This is a genomic window from Erythrobacter sp. HI0063 (assembly GCF_001635685.1).
In the GTDB taxonomy this organism is placed as follows: domain Bacteria; phylum Pseudomonadota; class Alphaproteobacteria; order Sphingomonadales; family Sphingomonadaceae; genus Qipengyuania.
Window position 1 is genome coordinate 53,581 of the sequence record NZ_LWFF01000002.1, and the last position, 15,975, is coordinate 69,555.

General features: G+C 61.8%; 21 protein-coding genes and 1 riboswitch. Of the genes, 8 read left to right on the forward strand and 13 right to left on the reverse strand.

What is annotated here, in order from left to right:
• Positions 1-11: 11 nt before the first annotated feature.
• Together A3736_RS00425 and A3736_RS00430 are read right to left on the reverse strand one after the other, a co-directional pair.
• Positions 12-263: an SWIB/MDM2 domain-containing protein gene (locus tag A3736_RS00425; protein ID WP_006833160.1), complete on the reverse strand. Its 252-nt coding sequence runs from the start codon at positions 261-263 to the stop codon at positions 12-14.
• A 74-nt stretch (positions 264-337) separates the two neighbouring features.
• The gene (locus A3736_RS00430; protein WP_067677782.1) at positions 338-952 is read right to left on the reverse strand and encodes a YbhB/YbcL family Raf kinase inhibitor-like protein; all 615 of its coding nucleotides are present in this window, start codon (positions 950-952) and stop codon (positions 338-340) included.
• 243 nt (positions 953-1,195) lie between these two features.
• Here A3736_RS00430 and A3736_RS00435 point away from each other — a divergent pair, with 243 nt between their 5' ends.
• On the forward strand, positions 1,196-2,623 hold the full coding sequence (locus A3736_RS00435; RefSeq protein ID WP_067677785.1) for a S41 family peptidase: 1,428 nt from the start codon (positions 1,196-1,198) through the stop codon (positions 2,621-2,623).
• An 81-nt stretch (positions 2,624-2,704) separates the two neighbouring features.
• On the opposite strand, the gene A3736_RS00440 is transcribed toward A3736_RS00435, so the two are convergent.
• Together A3736_RS00440 and A3736_RS00445 are read right to left on the reverse strand one after the other, a co-directional pair.
• The gene (locus A3736_RS00440; protein ID WP_067677887.1) at positions 2,705-3,100 is read right to left on the reverse strand and encodes a response regulator; all 396 of its coding nucleotides are present in this window, start codon (positions 3,098-3,100) and stop codon (positions 2,705-2,707) included.
• Between the two features lie 10 nt (positions 3,101-3,110).
• Positions 3,111-4,241: a PAS domain-containing protein gene (locus A3736_RS00445; RefSeq protein ID WP_255362939.1), complete on the reverse strand. Its 1,131-nt coding sequence runs from the start codon at positions 4,239-4,241 to the stop codon at positions 3,111-3,113.
• A gap of 131 nt (positions 4,242-4,372) precedes the next feature.
• Here A3736_RS00445 and A3736_RS00450 point away from each other — a divergent pair, with 131 nt between their 5' ends.
• Positions 4,373-4,708 carry a DUF962 domain-containing protein gene (locus A3736_RS00450; RefSeq protein WP_067677893.1) on the forward strand — a complete coding sequence of 112 codons (336 nt, stop codon included), beginning with the start codon at positions 4,373-4,375 and terminating at the stop codon, positions 4,706-4,708.
• Here A3736_RS00450 and A3736_RS00455 read toward each other — a convergent pair.
• Both A3736_RS00455 and A3736_RS00460 read right to left on the reverse strand, forming a co-directional pair.
• Positions 4,705-5,160: a DUF3429 domain-containing protein gene (locus A3736_RS00455; protein ID WP_067677896.1), complete on the reverse strand. Its 456-nt coding sequence runs from the start codon at positions 5,158-5,160 to the stop codon at positions 4,705-4,707. The genes A3736_RS00450 and A3736_RS00455 overlap by 4 nt on opposite strands.
• A gap of 7 nt (positions 5,161-5,167) precedes the next feature.
• On the reverse strand, positions 5,168-5,617 hold the full coding sequence (locus tag A3736_RS00460; protein ID WP_067677789.1) for a COG3650 family protein: 450 nt from the start codon (positions 5,615-5,617) through the stop codon (positions 5,168-5,170).
• 108 nt (positions 5,618-5,725) lie between these two features.
• Here A3736_RS00460 and A3736_RS00465 point away from each other — a divergent pair, with 108 nt between their 5' ends.
• Positions 5,726-6,334 carry a hypothetical protein gene (locus A3736_RS00465; protein ID WP_067677792.1) on the forward strand — a complete coding sequence of 203 codons (609 nt, stop codon included), beginning with the start codon at positions 5,726-5,728 and terminating at the stop codon, positions 6,332-6,334.
• A 113-nt stretch (positions 6,335-6,447) separates the two neighbouring features.
• On the opposite strand, the gene A3736_RS00470 is transcribed toward A3736_RS00465, so the two are convergent.
• Positions 6,448-7,032 carry a fasciclin domain-containing protein gene (locus tag A3736_RS00470; RefSeq protein ID WP_067677795.1) on the reverse strand — a complete coding sequence of 195 codons (585 nt, stop codon included), beginning with the start codon at positions 7,030-7,032 and terminating at the stop codon, positions 6,448-6,450.
• A gap of 158 nt (positions 7,033-7,190) precedes the next feature.
• Positions 7,191-7,535 carry an HPF/RaiA family ribosome-associated protein gene (locus A3736_RS00475; RefSeq protein WP_067677797.1) on the reverse strand — a complete coding sequence of 115 codons (345 nt, stop codon included), beginning with the start codon at positions 7,533-7,535 and terminating at the stop codon, positions 7,191-7,193.
• Positions 7,536-7,731: 196 nt separating this feature from the next.
• On the opposite strand from A3736_RS00475, the gene A3736_RS18130 reads away from it, so the two are divergent.
• Positions 7,732-7,863, forward strand: coding sequence for a hypothetical protein (locus A3736_RS18130; RefSeq protein WP_255362940.1), 132 nt, complete (start codon positions 7,732-7,734; stop codon positions 7,861-7,863).
• A 4-nt stretch (positions 7,864-7,867) separates the two neighbouring features.
• Here A3736_RS18130 and A3736_RS00480 read toward each other — a convergent pair whose 3' ends face one another.
• The gene (locus A3736_RS00480; protein ID WP_067677800.1) at positions 7,868-8,059 is read right to left on the reverse strand and encodes a hypothetical protein; all 192 of its coding nucleotides are present in this window, start codon (positions 8,057-8,059) and stop codon (positions 7,868-7,870) included.
• A 128-nt stretch (positions 8,060-8,187) separates the two neighbouring features.
• Here A3736_RS00480 and A3736_RS00485 point away from each other — a divergent pair, with 128 nt between their 5' ends.
• Positions 8,188-8,649 carry a YaiI/YqxD family protein gene (locus tag A3736_RS00485; protein WP_197465417.1) on the forward strand — a complete coding sequence of 154 codons (462 nt, stop codon included), beginning with the start codon at positions 8,188-8,190 and terminating at the stop codon, positions 8,647-8,649.
• Between the two features lie 104 nt (positions 8,650-8,753).
• Positions 8,754-9,227: a hypothetical protein gene (locus tag A3736_RS17260; RefSeq protein WP_067677806.1), complete on the forward strand. Its 474-nt coding sequence runs from the start codon at positions 8,754-8,756 to the stop codon at positions 9,225-9,227.
• Between the two features lie 164 nt (positions 9,228-9,391).
• On the opposite strand, the gene A3736_RS16845 is transcribed toward A3736_RS17260, so the two are convergent.
• The 3 genes from A3736_RS16845 to thiC form a co-directional block, all read right to left on the reverse strand.
• On the reverse strand, positions 9,392-10,624 hold the full coding sequence (locus A3736_RS16845; RefSeq protein ID WP_156501886.1) for a DUF6161 domain-containing protein: 1,233 nt from the start codon (positions 10,622-10,624) through the stop codon (positions 9,392-9,394).
• 230 nt (positions 10,625-10,854) lie between these two features.
• The gene (locus tag A3736_RS00500) at positions 10,855-11,211 is read right to left on the reverse strand and encodes a hypothetical protein (protein ID WP_082851219.1); all 357 of its coding nucleotides are present in this window, start codon (positions 11,209-11,211) and stop codon (positions 10,855-10,857) included.
• Between the two features lie 14 nt (positions 11,212-11,225).
• Positions 11,226-13,115: a phosphomethylpyrimidine synthase ThiC gene (thiC, locus tag A3736_RS00505; protein WP_067677811.1), complete on the reverse strand. Its 1,890-nt coding sequence runs from the start codon at positions 13,113-13,115 to the stop codon at positions 11,226-11,228.
• A 39-nt stretch (positions 13,116-13,154) separates the two neighbouring features.
• Positions 13,155-13,263, reverse strand: a riboswitch (TPP riboswitch).
• Positions 13,264-13,296: 33 nt separating this feature from the next.
• Between thiC and A3736_RS00510 the strand changes: the two genes are divergently transcribed.
• Positions 13,297-13,977 (forward strand): DUF6445 family protein, encoded by a 681-nt coding sequence (locus A3736_RS00510; protein ID WP_067677814.1) that lies wholly within the window; start codon positions 13,297-13,299, stop codon positions 13,975-13,977.
• Between the two features lie 15 nt (positions 13,978-13,992).
• On the opposite strand, the gene A3736_RS00515 is transcribed toward A3736_RS00510, so the two are convergent.
• Complete coding sequence (locus A3736_RS00515) at positions 13,993-14,178, reverse strand: DUF1328 domain-containing protein (RefSeq protein WP_067677817.1); 186 nt, start codon at positions 14,176-14,178, stop codon at positions 13,993-13,995.
• A 186-nt stretch (positions 14,179-14,364) separates the two neighbouring features.
• On the opposite strand from A3736_RS00515, the gene A3736_RS00520 reads away from it, so the two are divergent.
• Complete coding sequence (locus tag A3736_RS00520) at positions 14,365-15,972, forward strand: AbgT family transporter (protein ID WP_067677820.1); 1,608 nt, start codon at positions 14,365-14,367, stop codon at positions 15,970-15,972.
• Positions 15,973-15,975: the final 3 nt, after the last annotated feature.

Sequence of the window (15,975 nt, forward strand, 5' to 3'; positions counted from 1 at the left end):
CGCGGTTGTAATCAGCTCATGTGCTTGGAAACGGCACCGGTCATCTTGAACATCGAGATCTGTTCCTTGCCGATCACCGCGCCCAGCTTGTCGTCCGGATTGATCATGCGGCGATCCTTGGAATCCTGCAGATCGTTCGCCTTGATGTGGTCCCACACTTTGGAAGTGACCTGAGCGCGCGTCATCGGGCCCTTGCCCACGACGTTTTCGAGTTCCGGCGAGAGATTCACCGGCTTCTGCAATGCGTTGTTCTTGCCAGCCATGATATGTCCTTTCCTGTCAGGCTTGTATTATCGAGATGCGGCCCCGGCACGGAGCGCGCACCATTGGGTAATGGTCAGTCGAGATCGAGATCGTCCGGATCGATGCCGAGATCCTCTTCGAGATCGAGTTTTTCGCGCTCGTGCCCCTCGAACCGCCCCGTCAGCACCGCGCAGGCGGTGATATGGCCTTCGATCGACGCTTCGACGTCTTCGCGGCTGGCGCCGGGCATCAGCGTCATCGGCAGATCGAGCGCAAACAGCTGGAACACATAGCGATGCTCCTTGCCGATCGGCGGATCGGGCAGCAGCCATTCGGAATTGCCGCGCGCATTCTTGCCAGCGCGCGGCGGCACCTCGCCTTCGAACAGCTTGCCGCGCTGGCCGGGGAAGCCCCATGCCAGCCAATGCAAAAGCGGCTTGTCCGCTGGGGCGTCCGCATCCTCCACGATCAGAACGATCTCCTGCGCTCCGGGCGGGGGAGCGGTCCATTCGAGCGGCGGCGCGACGGCATCTTCCTCGATCGCGGTGAAGCTGGGATCGAGCTCGCCGCCATGCTGGAAGGCCGGGCTGGTCAGCGCAAAGCCCGAACGACCGAGCAGCTTCTCCGAACCGAAGCGCGCGATCGCCAGATCGTTGGCGAAGGCTCCACCACCGACCGCGCGGGTCACCCAGGTCTGACTATCGCTCACGCTATTTAATCCTTCGATTGCCTTTTCTCGATCGCTTCCTGTGGGCTGCGCCGTATCGCGATGCCATGGGAAAGCGCGGACTATGCACCGTTTTTATCCGAAAACACCCCTTTTTTAAGCAGCGCTGCGTCGATCGACCGTCTGTGCTTGGCACTCAGCCACGATTAAGGCACACTGACAGATGCTTGGTCCGGGGGGAGAAGCTTCTCCCGATATCGCAATCATCTATTCGGAGTCGCATCTATGGCTTTTGCCCGTACGGTCCTGTCCGCTACGCTCGCTTTTTCGCTGGTCGCTTGCGGAGGCGGCGGGTCGAGCTCTTCCGCGCCGCCGGTCAACGTCTCGCCCACGCCGACGCCGCCGCCCGCTACCGGCGGAGACAGCTGCTCTCTGGCCAATCGCCAGCAATTCGTGCGCGACGTGCTGAATGAATGGTATCTGTTCCCCGATCTGCTTGCGACGAATGTCAATGCGGCGAACTACACGGATATTCAGGATTATATCGATGCGCTGGTGGCCCCGGCACGCGCGCAGTCGAAGGATCGCTTCTTCACCTACATCACCTCGATCAAGGAAGAAAACGCGCTGATCCAGAACGGGTCGAGCGCCGGCTTCGGCATTCGCCTCGGCTACGATACCAGCGCCAATCGCGTCTTCGTGCTCGAAGCGTTCGAGGCAGGAACGGGCTTCCAGGCGGGCATGGATCGCGGCACCGAATTGCTGACCATCGGCGGCCAGTCGGTCGCGTCCCTGATGTCGAGCGGCGGCCCGCAAGCGGTGATCAATGCGCTTGGCCCGTCGGACCCCGGCCTTTCGCGTTCGTTCACCTTCCGCACGCGCGAAGGCACCGAACGCAATGCCAATATCAGCAAGACCGAATTCTCGCTCGACCCGATCTCGGATCGCTACGGCGTCAAGATCCTGAACGACGGGACCGGGCCGGTCGGCTACATCAATCTGCGCACCTTCATCGTACAGGATGCGGGGCCGCAATTGCGCACCGCGTTCCAGCAGTTCAAGAATCAGGGGATTACCAAGGTCATCCTCGATCTGCGCTATAATGGCGGCGGGCTGGTTTCGGTTGCGGAACTGCTCGGCGATCTGATGGCAGCGGACAAGAGCGGGCAGGTCTTCAGCAAGACCGTGCTGCGTCCGTCGAAATCGTCCGAGAACGAGGTCGATCGCTTCACGGCCCAGTCGGAAGCGATCTCTGCGACCAAGATCGCTGTGATCGGACGCGGCGGCACGGCTTCGGCGAGCGAGCTGGTGACCAATTCCTTCATTCCCTATCTCGGCAATAATCTCGCGCTGGTCGGCACCAATACATTCGGAAAGCCCGTCGGCCAATTCGCTTTCGATCGCTCGGCCTGCGACGATCGCTTCCGCGCGGTGGCGTTCAAGACGACCAATGCCAACGATCAGGGCGAATATTTCACCGGTCTTGCCAGCGTGGTGCAGCGGACCTGCGCAGCGAACGACGAAATTTTCGAAGCTCTTGGCGATCCCAACGAAACGTCCATCAGCGCAGCGCTGGACTTTCTGGGCGGGCGCACCTGCACGCCGATCAGCGGCGGACAGGACCAGACGGTGCAATCGGCAGGCAACCGGCAGCAATTGCTACAGCCCAGGATCCCCACCCCTGCGCAACGCGAAGTGCCGGGCCTGTTCTAGGCGAGGTCTGGCTCAGAAATTTTCGGGGCGGCGGAGCGATCCGTCGCCCCGTTTCATTTGGAGTGCGCGTCTGGACGCTCGCTATTGGGCAGCGGCCGCACTCGGCGCATCGTCGTTCTGTGCGTTGCGCAGCTCGACCAGAGCAGTCGCGATGACCTTGTCCGAGGATGCGGGCTTGGGAACGTAAACCGCGTCGAGCATGTCGAATACGTCTTCCTGCCGGTCCGCATCGCCCGAATGGATGATGTAGGGAATGGAGCGTTTGGTCAGTTCGCGCGCGATCGGAAGACAATTTTCGCCGCCCACAAGATTGAAATCCAGCACAGCGACATCGACGCCTTCGTCGATATGATTCATCGCTTCCCCGACGCAGGACGCACAGCATGGCGTGAAGCCCCGATCTTCGGCAGCGAATTCCAAATCCATCAGGATCAGAGGCTCATCATCCACCAGCAATATCGAGATTGGGTCAGACAAGACAGGCATCCTATATCGTTACCTCTACAACCGCCTCGAGACCGTCCGGGTTCCACACCCGATCGATTTTCCCGGCTGCCGAACGCACGATGCGGTCCATGATCGCCGTACCTACTCCCGGCTCGATCGTCGCTTCGTCGATCTTGGGACCGCCGCTTTCGCGCCATTCCAGCCGCGCCTTCTGGCCGTCTTCGATGATGCCCCAATCGACCGTGACGGTGCCGCCCTCGGTCGACCAGGCGCCATGCTGTTCCGCGTTGGCGGCGAATTCGTGCAGCACGAGCCCGATCACCGACACGCTGCCGAAAGGAACGCGAGCGCCGTTCCCGTCGATCGAGATCGCCATGCCCGCCATTCGATAGGGTTCCAGAATCGCGCGGATCGCCGGGCCCAGTTCGATCGAGCCGCTGGCCGCGTCGTCCAGCGTGGTTTCGTACGCGCGGCCCAGCGCCTGAATCCGCGAATTGATTTCGGCTGCCTCGCCCTCGATCTTGTGCATCCGCCCGCTGACCGTGACGATTCCCGAAATGACGGCGAACATGTTCTTCATGCGGTGCGACAACTCGCGGGCCAGCACGCGGGCATGCTGTTCTCCGGCGCGCGCGCTCTTGACGTCGGTGACGTCCCATTGGCTGCCGAAGAAATAGATTAGATCGCCCGCATCGTTGTAGATCGGCCCGAGATGCAGGGCGTTCCAGAAAGCGCTGCCGTCCTTGCGGTAGTTCAGCAATTCGACGATCGTGACCTCTTCGCTCTCGATCGCGCGGCGCATGGCCTGAACCTGTTCGCGATCGGTGCGGCGCCCCTGGAGGAAGCGGCAATTGCGACCGAGGATTTCGTCTTCGTCATAGCCGGTCAGCTCGCGAAAGGCGCGGTTGGCGAAGACGATCGGATTGTCGTGCTGGTTGGGATCGGTGAGGCAGATCGCCATGCGGGTCTGCGCCATGGCCTGTTCGAACAGCATGCCCGATGCGCCTTCGAACTTGCCTTCTCCGCGCGAGGCCAGAAAGCGTCCGGGGCTTTCGTCGAACAGCATTTGCGATTGGTTGCTGGACCGCTCGCTACCGTCGCGATCTTGCGTCCCGTCCGGCGCATCGCTGGAGGGCCGATCCTCCGACCGGTGTTCGCTGTCATCCTTCACTTCGGATCCTTGCTGTCGGTTCGAGCCTGTCCCACGTCACCTGACCACGCTCGTCGCCCGAAATCGTTCCGCTCTGTGCACTTTGCGCGCTCGACTTGACCCACTTGCAACAGGAACGCAAGCTGGTTGCCATGGCCCGCATCTACACCACCTTCGCCGAATTCTGGCCGTTCTATCTGCGTGAGCATTCCAAGCCGCGCACTCGCGCGCTCCACTATATCGGCACCAGCCTGGTCGTCGCGCTTGCGGTGGTCGCGCTCGTCACCGCCAACTGGTGGCTGCTCGTCGCGCTGCCGATCGCGGGCTATTTCTTCGCCTGGATCGCGCATTTCGGCGTCGAGAAGAACCGCCCGGCCACGTTCACGTACCCCGCCTGGAGCTTGAAAGCGGATTTCAAGATGTGGTGGCTGTGGCTGACCGGACGGCTCGGCCCCGAGCTCGAACGGGCAGGCGTCGGACGGATTTAGGAGAGCGCGGCGGCGATCGTCAGCGCGCCGAGGCCGAGCGAGAGCGGAATGCGCAAGGCCAGCCACCAGCGCGGCGCGAGCGGCCCGAGAGCGCGATCGACCAGCGGGCTGAACAGGATCGCCCCGCCAAGCGCAACCAGCGAAGGTTCCGGCCATATCAAGTCGAACACGAAGGGCAGGAACGCCGCCAGCGCGATCAGGCTGGGCAGCACCGCCGCGATCCAGACCCAGCCGAGCGTCCGCCGCCGTTCGGCTGCGGGTGCCGAGGCAGCGATCCCCCACCATGTCCCGCCCAGAAAGGTGAAGATCAGCGCCGCATAGGCGAATGCGATGAGCACCGCCGGTTCGCGCCAATCGGACGGCCCGAGATACAGCACGGCGACGCAGGCGATCTGCGGCAGCAGGCCCCCGAGGCCAAGCAGGCGGGGCAGAAGCGGGACTTGACCGGTCACCCGCGCCTCATGGCCGATCCGGCCCACTGAACGGCTGCCGGTCGGTATAGGCGCAGCCACTGCGCGTCTCGCTGCCGATCACCACGGTCGCGACGAAGGGATAGGTACGGTCGCTCATCCGGTCCGAGCATTCGCCCGGCGTGACGGCGACGTCGATCGATTTCCCGCCTTCGCCCGGGATCGTGCCGCTGAACGAGAGGCCGTTATTCCCTGCAAAGCGTTCGACCGGAAATTCGCGCCCTTCCTGATCTTCCATGGTCGTATACCGCATCGTGCCCTCTTCGATCCGCGCGTTCCAGAACGGTTCGGTGCCCGACAGCAGGATCGCCTCGCCGCTCGCAATCCCGTCATACGCAGTCGTCTCGCGCGCATCGGGACCGCCGCCGCTCGCGCCGCACCCCGCGAGTGTCAGCGCGCCGAAAGCCGAAAGGATCGTGCGGAGAGAGAAGATAATCATCGCCCGTCCTATGAAACATGGCGGACGGCGCTTCAATGGTCTGGCGCCTGTAATCCGATATCGCCTCGGGATCGGAACGCGAAGGCGCATTGCAGCGTTATTCCCACCATGAGGCTCGCTCCGAAAATCGCTTTCGCCGCAGCAGTCATCGCCATCGGCGGTGCGACCGGGGGCGCGGTTATCGGTGCGCAGATCGGCGATGCGGAAATTCTCCAGCGCGCCAGCGTGGGCGGCGAGCGGCCGGGATACGATTTCCAGGCCGATTCCGACGCACCGAGCCTCGCCCGGACCGCGGAACGCCCCGCCGACCAATACGCCATAGAAACGCCCGAAGGCCGGTTCGAAGTCGGCGAATTGCGGAACCGCGGACTGTACCGCAATCGCCGCTATTCGCATTACGACGCCGCTCTCGCGGCGGAAGACCGCGCATGGGATGCGGAAATGGCCGCGCTGGAACGTGGCGATTGGCAGCCCGATCCCGGCTTCGCCGACAGCGAATGGAGCCGCGCGGGTGGGAATGCCCATCAGAGCCAGGCATACGGTGTGACGGTCACTCGAAACGTGCCTAGCCGGACGAGGGTCGCGATGGCGCCCGAACCTCAGGCTCAAACCGTCCGTTCCGACATGGCACCGCCCGCCATCGGACCCGATCAGGTCCAGCCGCTCGATGTGCCGGCTCCGGTAACGCTTCCGCCACCTTCCCCCTCGATAGATTGAATTCCTTTCCGCGAAAGGGCGAAAAGGCCCTTCGAAACTCGAGCGCAACCAGGCACAAAAAAGGCGGCCCCGAACCGGAGCCGCCTCTCTTTTATCTTACTGTGCCGACCGAATTATTCGGGCATCAGCACCGTATCGATCGCGTGGATGACGCCGTTCGACGCTTCCACATCGGTCTGGGTCACGATCGCCGTGTTGCCAGCCGCATCACGAAGGACGACATTGTCGCCGTCCATCATCGCAGTCAGCGTGGCGCCATTGACGGTGTTGATCGTGTAACCATCGGCGCCTGCATCCTGAATAGCCTGCGTCAGCGTTGCAGCGTCGACATTGCCTTCAACGACATGATAGGTGAGGATGTTCGCCAGATCCTGCTGACCGGCCGGGCTCATCAGCTCGTCACGCGTTTCCTGCGGGACCTTTTCGAAGGCCGCATTCGTCGGCGCGAACACCGTATACGGGCCGGTGCCCGACAGCGTGGTCGCCAGATCGGCGGATGTCACGGCCGAAACCAGCGTCGAGAAATCGGGATTGCCCTGCGCGACTTCGACCACCGTGCCGGCAGCCATGTCGTCATTCGCCATCTGATCGGCCATCGCCGTATCTTCGGTCATGGTCGTGTCTTCTTCGGCGGGCGAGCCGCAGGCGGCCAGCGCGAGAGTGGCGGCCGAGGCGAGAGCGATAGTGAGCTTCTTCATGAATTGCTCCTTGAGAGTGGTAAGCCAGGATAGGCATTGGCGCGGGGCTCGGACCTGTTCAGGTCTTCCGATCCCCGCGCCTTCATCCCTAGCTACGAACGCCTCGGCGCCTGGTTCCAATAGAGGCCGAAAGATGGCCTCTTACGGTCCAGCGATCGTCACATAACCTTTTCGGGCTTTGGGTCGTGCTTATGCTTGTCCGCCTTGCCAAGATGACGCTCCAGCCGTTGGGCCAGCGTGTTCGCCGCCTTGCGCGCCGCGCCGTCGACCGTGTCTGACTTGCCGGTGACGCCGATGGGCTTGCCGCCGCTGATGCGCGCTTCGATGGTGCAGGCCTTGTCGTCCGCCCCGTGCTTGGCGCCGTTTTCGTCGCGCACATGGATTTCGATCCGGGTCAGCTTGCTTTCGAACCGCGCCAGCTTCTCGCGCACCGCCGCCTCGATCCGCTCGGCGACGTTTTCCGTGCCCATGACCGAGCTGTCGGAATTGAATTGAACTTGCATGATGAAGGTCCTCCTGGCCGTTGTTGACTACTCCTTTGAAAACGGATGGCCCGGTGGCGCGTTCCCCCGCACCGTCGCTCGCACCGCACCTGCCAGCCGGTGGACGAGCACCTGCAGACAACCGAATTGATGCAAGGGTTTTTGCGAAAGCCGCGTAGGGTCGCTGCGGGGCCTTCCGCCCCGATTGGAAGAGACCATGGCCAAGGGCCAGCAAAAGAAGAGCCGCGAAAACCGCAAACCCAAGAAGGAAAAGGTCAAGACCAACGCTTCCAATCCGAGCGTGAAGCCCGGATCGGTCAAGGGCCTGGAGAATATGAAAAACTCGTGAGGGCCTAGCCCTCTTCGCGATGGACCGGCGGCTGCGCGTTCGGGCTGGAGGCCTTCGCCTTGTGCTCTGCCAGCAGCCGGTCGATCTCGGCGATCCGAAGCCGCTCGGGCGTGTCGCGCTTCAATCCCTTGAGGCGGCAGGTCGCCCACAATTGGCGGCGTTCGGATTCGAGGTTCTTGCGATAGAGATCGGCCATGCGCCGCTATGGGCGGGTTGCGCCGCGAAGGCCAGTGGGGATGCGCCTCGCCCCGAACGGTTCGCCCCGCGCAGGGAAGCCGCTCGTTCCGCTGTTTCGCGGGGTGCGTATTTGCTAGGTCCGCGCGCATGAACCCTGTGACGATATTGGTGGATGCCGATGCCTGCCCCGTGAAGGAGGAAATCTACCGCGTGGCCGAACGGTACGGCGCGCATGTCCGCGTGGTCAGCAACAGCCCCTTCCGCGTGCCGGTAAGCGAGCGGGTCAAGCGCGTGGTGGTGAGAGACGGTTTCGACGCAGCGGACGACTGGATCGCGGAACACGCCGGCCCGCGCAGCGTGGTGATCACCGCCGACATCCTGCTGGCGGAACGCTGCTGCAACGCGGGTGCAACGGTGCTGCGACACGACGGCAAACCCTTCGACGCCGCCAACATCGGCAGCGCCCTCGCCACCCGCGCGATCATGGAAGACCTGCGCGCCGGGATGGACGGTGTTGGCGGCGGTCCGCCGCCGTTCAGCAAGGCTGACCGCTCGCGGTTTTTGCAGGCGCTGGATCGGGCGATAGTGGCGATTGGGGGGAGAGACTGACTTAAGACGGCCTATGTCACGCTCAATTCTTTGCGATTGCGCTTGCAAATTGCTGATGTTTCTGGCGATCAATCAATTGTAGAAAGATTACTCTTGGAGATGAGATGCCCGAAGCGATTATTGTAGATTGGTACGGGCCATACCTGACAAAGGAGGAATTTATTGCGGAGGCTCGAGGATGGGGCTGGGGCACTTGCGCCCTATACATCGGCGTAGGGTCGCACAATCGTATCAACTACATTGGACTGACAGAGACCCCTCGCACGCGCTTCTACAACCACCATAAGTTATGGAATCAAGAGAACGTTCGTTTCTTTCTGGGTGAAATAACAACCCGTGGTGCTAGCGGGCGAAGGACAAAAAAGCATCGGACCGACCACGCCGCAGCGGAACACGCACTTATTGCTTACCTTCAACCTACATTGAACGACCGTCTAGTCAGACGCGACCTCGATGATTGTTGTGTCGTATTCTCCCGCTTCTTCAGCAAGAAGGACTACGAAACCCCGATCGATGTTTTGCCGAAATTTCCGCGTTTATTGGCTTACGACAGTTATCGCGAAAAGTTCTTCTGCTGAAGGTATAAGATGCGGCGCCGCCGCGCGCGATGCGGTGAAGAAAGAAGGGCTGCGCATGGCGGGCATCGGCTATCACGAGATCGTCGCCGACCACACCACGCCAAGCGAACTGAGGGCGCTGGTGGAGAAGTTGGTTCCGGCGCTTTTTAGCATCGCTATTCGGGTCAACCTCCGATCTTACGAGATAGGACTGATACGAGCGACGGGTCTAGCGGGCTGGTGTCATCACTAACCACTCCGTCCTGTGTAGGCCGAAACAAGGCTGCGAGAACAATCGCCTCATGCTTCTCATCGACCAATTCGTCCTCCCGAAAAGCGAGAAACGTTTGAGCGAAGGCTTTTCGCTCTTCCGCGTCCGAAGCCAAATGCCGCGAACTAAGGTAGAACTTGTTGAGGGTGCGTAGAAGCCAAAGAATTAGGGATGCCACTAGTAAGATCGAGCCTATTGTCAGGGGGCCCTTCGCTGACCAGCCATTGACACAAGAACCCTGCGCATCGCAACGCTCCGTCACGAATGAGCTAGCTACTTGATCGCCGAGAAATACCACAAGAAGTGCAATTCCAATTACAAAAGCTATTCCAGATCCTATTAGCCATCGTTGGGTTTTCTTGGCGGCGACTCGATGGTTTTCTGCGCGGGTGTCCCAAAGCTCCACCGCGGACTTATACTCAAGCTGCTTAGTATACCGATCATAGGTATCCGAAAATTGCCGATTCCATCGTTCTCGATCCCTTTCGAATCTGTCAGTGGCTACGCGAGCGCCACTTGTTGCCATCGCCCTTATTTGGCTTCGGTCCGCCCGAAGCTTGGAAACCTCCGCGCGAGCTTTGCCTAGCGCTCCTTGCAGCAGTTTTGATTTACGCGTCATGTCGGCCTTTAGGGTACTAAGCTGACTCTTCACCCGGTCATTTGACAAAGCCACCGCATCTGTTTCAGCATCACTTCCAGCCGTAGCGGCACCACCTAAAAGAGCCAGTCCCCGGAGGTACTGGTCAAACACTTCGCGATGACGGAAATTGGAGCCTTGGATTGAGTTTGATGTGGTGAATGGGCTCGGAATCCATCCATTCGAAACAAAGAACGCAAATACAAGGTCACAGTATTTTTCCGTGTCACGCTCTTTCAGAGCATCGAGAAATAACTTGCCTGCGCTACTTGAAGCTGGCGGTAGAAAATCTCGAACATTGGACGGATCGAAGCTTTCCGGTTCAATCCGATCAAATTGCTCTAAATCTACGTTCACTCTAGCGTAGCCTAATGGGATGCTCGCATCCGATCCGTCGAAGCTTCTCCAAATCCTCGATTCTTCGCGTAGTAGATGCAGTAGTTCAGCTCTTGATTCCGCAGTCCACGGTCTCGAAAATTTAAACTTCAGGCTTTCTTGTCCGCGCGCCACTTTACTCTCCTCCGCTCCGAAGCGGTTATGATGGTGGGCGCAATAGATTGTCTAGCGATCTGCCCTATCAATCCTCAGGCAAATACAAGTTTTCCCCCTTCTCCCGACACACCTCGCTCACCTCCTAATACCCTCGCGCGCCCTCGGCCTCTTGCGGAGAGGTCTCGCGCTTGACGTTTTCGCTCGCGAGGTAGTAATCCGAGTTCTGCTCTGCCGCCAGTCGCGCGGGTTCATACCTTGCCCGTCTCGTGGCCACCCGCAATCCGCCGATGTTCATCGACGCTGCGGCGCATTTCCCTGGCCTGGAGATGCAGTGCCTTGTTGCTCAGCCTGATCTCGCGGCTCTGCTGGAAGAAGCCCAGAACCAGCCACAGAAAGGCGAGCGGGCTGGAGACCCCGCCGAGGAAGTCCCCCAGTTCGTTCAGGCGCAAATCCGCCGGGTTCTGGCCCTGCACCGCCAGATATATGACGAGACCGACGACATAGATCGCAGACAGCCACAGGCCGATGATCGGCAGGCGGCGCCGTTCGCGCCGGTCCTGTTCGAACGGATCGTCGAGAATGGCCTCAGCGTCGGTCTCCGTCATAGGGTCGGATACTCCTATTCGGTCTCGCCTTCGGGCAGGTACAGCTTCTCGCCCTTCTCCCGGTACACCTTGCTCATCTCCTCCATGCCCTCGCGCGCTTCTTCGGCCTCTTCTGCCGAAGTCTCGCGCTTGATGTTCTCGCTCGCGAGATAGCTGTCCGAGTTCTGCTTCGCCGCGAAGTCGCGCACTTCCTGCGTGATCTTCATCGAGCAGAATTTCGGGCCGCACATCGAGCAGAAATGGGCCGTCTTGGCGCCTTCCGCGGGGAGGGTCTGGTCGTGATATTGCTCGGCGGTTTCGGGGTCGAGGCTGAGGTTGAACTGGTCGCGCCAGCGGAATTCGAAGCGGGCTTTCGACAGCGCGTCGTCGCGGACCTTGGCCGCCGGGTGGCCCTTCGCCAGATCCGCCGCATGAGCCGCCAGCTTGTAGGTCACCACGCCCACCTTCACATCGTCGCGGTCGGGCAGGCCGAGATGCTCCTTTGGCGTGACGTAGCAGAGCATCGCGGTGCCGTACCAGCCGATCTGCGCTGCGCCGATGCCGCTGGTGATGTGGTCGTAACCCGGCGCGATATCGGTGACGAGCGGGCCGAGCGTGTAGAAGGGGGCTTCGCCGCAGGCCTCCAGCTGCTTGTCCATGTTCTCCTTGATCTTGTGCATGGGCACGTGGCCCGGCCCTTCGATCATCACCTGCACGTCCTGCTCCCAGGCGCGCTTGGTGAGTTCGCCCAGCGTGTAGAGCTCGGCGAATTGCGCCTCGTCATTGGCGTCGGCGATGCTGCCGGGGCGCAGGCCGTCGCCCAGCGAATAGGCGATGTCGTAGGCCTTCATGATCTCGGTGATCTCGTCGAAGCGCTCGTAGAGGAAGCTCTCCTTGTGATGCGCTAGGCACCATTTCGCCATGATCGATCCGCCGCGGCTGACGATGCCGGTGACGCGCTTGGCGGTCATCGGCACGTAAGGCAGGCGCACGCCGGCGTGGATGGTGAAATAGTCGACGCCCTGTTCGGCCTGTTCGATCAGCGTGTCGCGGAAGATTTCCCAAGTCAGGTCTTCCGCAATGCCGCCGACCTTTTCGAGCGCCTGGTAGATCGGCACGGTGCCCACGGGCACGGCGGAATTGCGGATGATCCATTCGCGCGTGTCGTGGATGTTGCGGCCCGTGCTCAAGTCCATGATCGTGTCCGCGCCCCAGCGCGTCGCCCAGACCATCTTGTCGACTTCGCTCGCAACGTCACTGGCAACCGCGGAGTTGCCGATATTGGCATTGATCTTGACCAGGAAATTGCGCCCGATCGCCATCGGTTCGCTTTCCGGGTGGTTGATGTTGTTGGGAATGATCGCCCGCCCCCGCGCGATCTCGTCGCGGACGAATTCGGGGGTCACATATTCCGGGATCGCGGCGCCCCAGCTATTCCCGTCGAGCTCGCGGCGGACATAGTCGCGCCCGATATTCTCGCGTTCCGCCACATATTCCATCTCGGGTGTGATGATGCCCTGCCGCGCGTAATGCATCTGGCTGACGTTCGCCCCGGATTTGGCGCGCAGGGGCCGGTGGTTGACGTTCGGGAATTGCGGCACGCCGCCCGAACGGTCGGGGCCGAGCTGGCCGTTATCCTCCGGCTTCACTTCGCGCGCATCGTATTCCTCGACATCGCCGCGCGCCATGATCCAGTCGCGGCGCAGCTTGGGCAGGCCAGCCTGAATGTCGATCTGCGCGTCGGCATCGGTGTAGGGCCCACTGGTGTCGTAGACGCGGACCGGCTCCTCGTCGCCTTCCAGCTGGATTTCTCGCATGGCGACACGCACGCCGCTGCCGCTTTTCGCGCCGACATGCACTTTGCGGCTGCCGCGGATCGGGCCGGTGGTGACACCGATCTCGAATTTGGAATTGATGTCTGCCATGCGTCTCTCTCCATCGCGACGGAGAGAGAGCGGATGTCCGGATCGAGGCCCGCCCACTCCCTCCGCCGATCTTAATCGGTTCAGGTTCGACGGGTCGGGCGGTGCTACGCGCCCCTCTCAGCGTCAGCACGCTCCCCGGGGATGGCTCGACACTAGGCGCGCCGAAGGGCATAGTCCAGCCATGCCAGAAACACCGCACGTCACCGTCCACCGCTTCGGGCAGGAGAAGCAGCCGGTGGTGCAAATCGACGGCTTCAGCGGCAGAGCGGACGAGTTGCTCGCTCGCGGACGCGCGGCGGAGTATCAGGACGGAGGTGCCAGCTATCCGGGCATTAGGGCCTGGTGCGAGCCCGATTATCTCGACCGCAACCGCGATCTCATGTTCTCCGCCCTCCAGCAGGTGTTCGGATTTCGGCAGGGGATCAGCCTCGACGTGTCGACCTTCTCGATCGTCACTCTGCCCGAGGAAAAACTAAGCCCGCTCCAGCGCATCCCGCATTACGATCATGCCAGCGGCGAAATCGTGGCGATCATGCATTATCTGCTGGGGCCGGAGAGCGGCGGGACCGCTTTCTATCGCCATCGCCGGACCGGGTTCGAAACGATCACGCCCGCACGCGAAGCCGCCTACAATGCCGCCTTGGCCGAGGACGAGCGCGAATACGGGATGCCCCAGCCGCGCTATCAGTACGGGGACAGCGATCGCTACGAACTGATCGGAGAGGTCGAGGCGCAGCCCGACCGACTGATCCTCTATCGCGGCAAGCTGCTGCATTCGGGCGTCATACCAGATCCCGCCGCGCTAACCGACGATCCGGCCGATGCGCGCCTGACGATCAACATGTTTCTGCGCGGACGGTGATCGCGGGGCCGGCTTCTATTTGAAGGTGTTCTTCACCTTCTTGCCCGCAATGATCCCGAGCACCAGGAAGACGACGAAGAGCACGGCCGCGATGACGGCAAGAACGATGGCGACGTCCACCATCGTCCCGGCAAGGCCCCCGAAACCGAGGATGGCCGCAACGGCGGCGATGACGAGGCAGAGGATCGCGAGTTTTATCATGGAAGGGGAATGGGCGGCACGGCTGCCGGTTCCTTGGCGCGAGAGGTTTCGCCCGATCGTCCACCGCAGGTTCACTTGCGGCTTGCTCCCTTGCACGAGTGGCCGCTACCGGCTGCGCTTCGATACTGTGCGCTTCTGCGCCTCCCGCCCCTGCCCTGACGCGATCGGGCATCGACCGGAGTGACCATGACCGAATTTCCGCCTCCCGCCGATCAGCCCGATCCCGCAGCCCCCGCCAAGCGAGGCGCGTTCACCCGCTTCCTCGACGGAGTGGAATGGCTGGGCAATCTGCTGCCGCATCCGGTCACTCTGTTCGCGCTGCTGGCGCTGGGCATCGTCCTGCTGTCCGGCATCTTCGGCGTGCTGGGCGTGGCGGTGGTCGATCCGCGGCCGCAGGGCGCGCCGGGCGTGGCCGAGGACGGGATGATCCGCGCAGTCAGCCTGATGAATGGCGACGGGCTTCGCCGCATCTTTACAGGGCTCGTCGATAATTTCACCAGCTTCGCGCCCCTGGGCGTGGTGCTGGTCGCGATGCTGGGCGTGGGCGTCGCGGAGAAATCCGGACTGCTGAGCGCGGCGGTGCGATCGATGGTGCTGGGCGCTCCGCCCAAGCTTGTCACGGTGGCGATCGTGTTTGCCGGTATCATCTCGAACACGGCCAGCGAAGTCGGCTATGTCGTTCTGATTCCGCTGGGCGGCGCGATCTATTACGCGCTCGGCCGCCATCCCCTGGCCGGAATGGCGGCGGCCTTCGCAGGGGTTTCGGGCGGTTACAGCGCCAATCTGCTAATCGGGACGATCGACCCGCTGCTCGCCGGGATCACGCAGGAAGCCGCGCAATTGATCGATGCCGATTATCGCGTTCTTGCGACCGCGAACTGGTATTTCATGGTCGCGAGCACTTTCCTCATCACGGCGATCGGCAGCTTCGTCTCGATCTACATCGTGGAGCCCCAGCTGGGGAAATACGACGCATCGAAAGCCGATCCCGACATTCTCGACGACGAGATGATGAAACCGCTCGACGCATCGGAGCGCAAGGGCCTGCGCTGGGCCGGGATCGCCATGCTCGGCGTCTTCGCGCTGATGGCGCTGACGCTGTGGCCCGAATGGGGCGTGTTCCGCAATCCGGAGACGGGCGACCGGATGGACTCGCCCTTCTTCGACGGTTTCGTGGTCTGGATCCTGATCTTTTTCGTGGTGCTGGGATACGCCTATGGCCGCGCCGCCAAGACGATGAAGAGCGATCGCGATGTGATCGACGCGATGGCGGGCGCGCTGTCCTCGCTCGGCCTTTATATCGTGCTGGTGTTCTTCGCCGCGCAATTCGTCGCGTTCTTCGGCTGGACCAATCTGGGCGGGATCACGGCGGTGACCGGGGCGCAATTCCTGGTCGATACCGGGATGACGGGGCCGACGGTGTTCTTCCTCTTCATCCTGCTCTGCGCGCTGATCAATCTCTCGCTCGGCTCCGCAAGCGCGCAATGGGCGGTCACCGCGCCAATCTTCGTGCCGATGCTGATGCTGATCGGCTATTCCCCCGAAGCGATTCAGGCTGCCTATCGCATCGGCGATTCGACCACCAACATCATCACCCCGATGATGAGCTATTTCGGCCTGATTCTGGCCTGGGCGACGCGCTATCAGAAGGATTTGGGCGTCGGCACGCTGATCGCGATGATGTTGCCCTACTCGATGTTCTTCATCGTAGCCTGGAGCGCGTTCTTCTATCTTTGGACCTTCATCCTCGGCCTGCCGGTGGGGCCGGGATCGCCGACCTATTACATACAATAAGGG

Excerpts from the sequence above, each read along its gene's own strand:
- A3736_RS00425 (WP_006833160.1), bottom strand. The coding sequence starts at position 263 with ATGGCTGGCAAGAACAACGCATTGCAGAAGCCGGTGAATCTCTCGCCG.
- A3736_RS00435 (WP_067677785.1), top strand. The coding sequence starts at position 1,196 with ATGGCTTTTGCCCGTACGGTCCTGTCCGCTACGCTCGCTTTTTCGCTG.
- A3736_RS00450 (WP_067677893.1), top strand. The coding sequence starts at position 4,373 with ATGGCCCGCATCTACACCACCTTCGCCGAATTCTGGCCGTTCTATCTG.
- A3736_RS00460 (WP_067677789.1), bottom strand. The coding sequence starts at position 5,617 with ATGATTATCTTCTCTCTCCGCACGATCCTTTCGGCTTTCGGCGCGCTG.
- A3736_RS00465 (WP_067677792.1), top strand. The coding sequence starts at position 5,726 with ATGAGGCTCGCTCCGAAAATCGCTTTCGCCGCAGCAGTCATCGCCATC.
- A3736_RS00470 (WP_067677795.1), bottom strand. The coding sequence starts at position 7,032 with ATGAAGAAGCTCACTATCGCTCTCGCCTCGGCCGCCACTCTCGCGCTG.
- A3736_RS00475 (WP_067677797.1), bottom strand. The coding sequence starts at position 7,535 with ATGCAAGTTCAATTCAATTCCGACAGCTCGGTCATGGGCACGGAAAAC.
- A3736_RS18130 (WP_255362940.1), top strand. The coding sequence starts at position 7,732 with ATGGCCAAGGGCCAGCAAAAGAAGAGCCGCGAAAACCGCAAACCCAAG.
- A3736_RS00480 (WP_067677800.1), bottom strand. The coding sequence starts at position 8,059 with ATGGCCGATCTCTATCGCAAGAACCTCGAATCCGAACGCCGCCAATTG.
- A3736_RS00485 (WP_197465417.1), top strand. The coding sequence starts at position 8,188 with ATGAACCCTGTGACGATATTGGTGGATGCCGATGCCTGCCCCGTGAAG.
- A3736_RS17260 (WP_067677806.1), top strand. The coding sequence starts at position 8,754 with ATGCCCGAAGCGATTATTGTAGATTGGTACGGGCCATACCTGACAAAG.
- A3736_RS00500 (WP_082851219.1), bottom strand. The coding sequence starts at position 11,211 with ATGACGGAGACCGACGCTGAGGCCATTCTCGACGATCCGTTCGAACAG.
- thiC (WP_067677811.1), bottom strand. The coding sequence starts at position 13,115 with ATGGCAGACATCAATTCCAAATTCGAGATCGGTGTCACCACCGGCCCG.
- A3736_RS00510 (WP_067677814.1), top strand. The coding sequence starts at position 13,297 with ATGCCAGAAACACCGCACGTCACCGTCCACCGCTTCGGGCAGGAGAAG.
- A3736_RS00515 (WP_067677817.1), bottom strand. The coding sequence starts at position 14,178 with ATGATAAAACTCGCGATCCTCTGCCTCGTCATCGCCGCCGTTGCGGCC.
- A3736_RS00520 (WP_067677820.1), top strand. The coding sequence starts at position 14,365 with ATGACCGAATTTCCGCCTCCCGCCGATCAGCCCGATCCCGCAGCCCCC.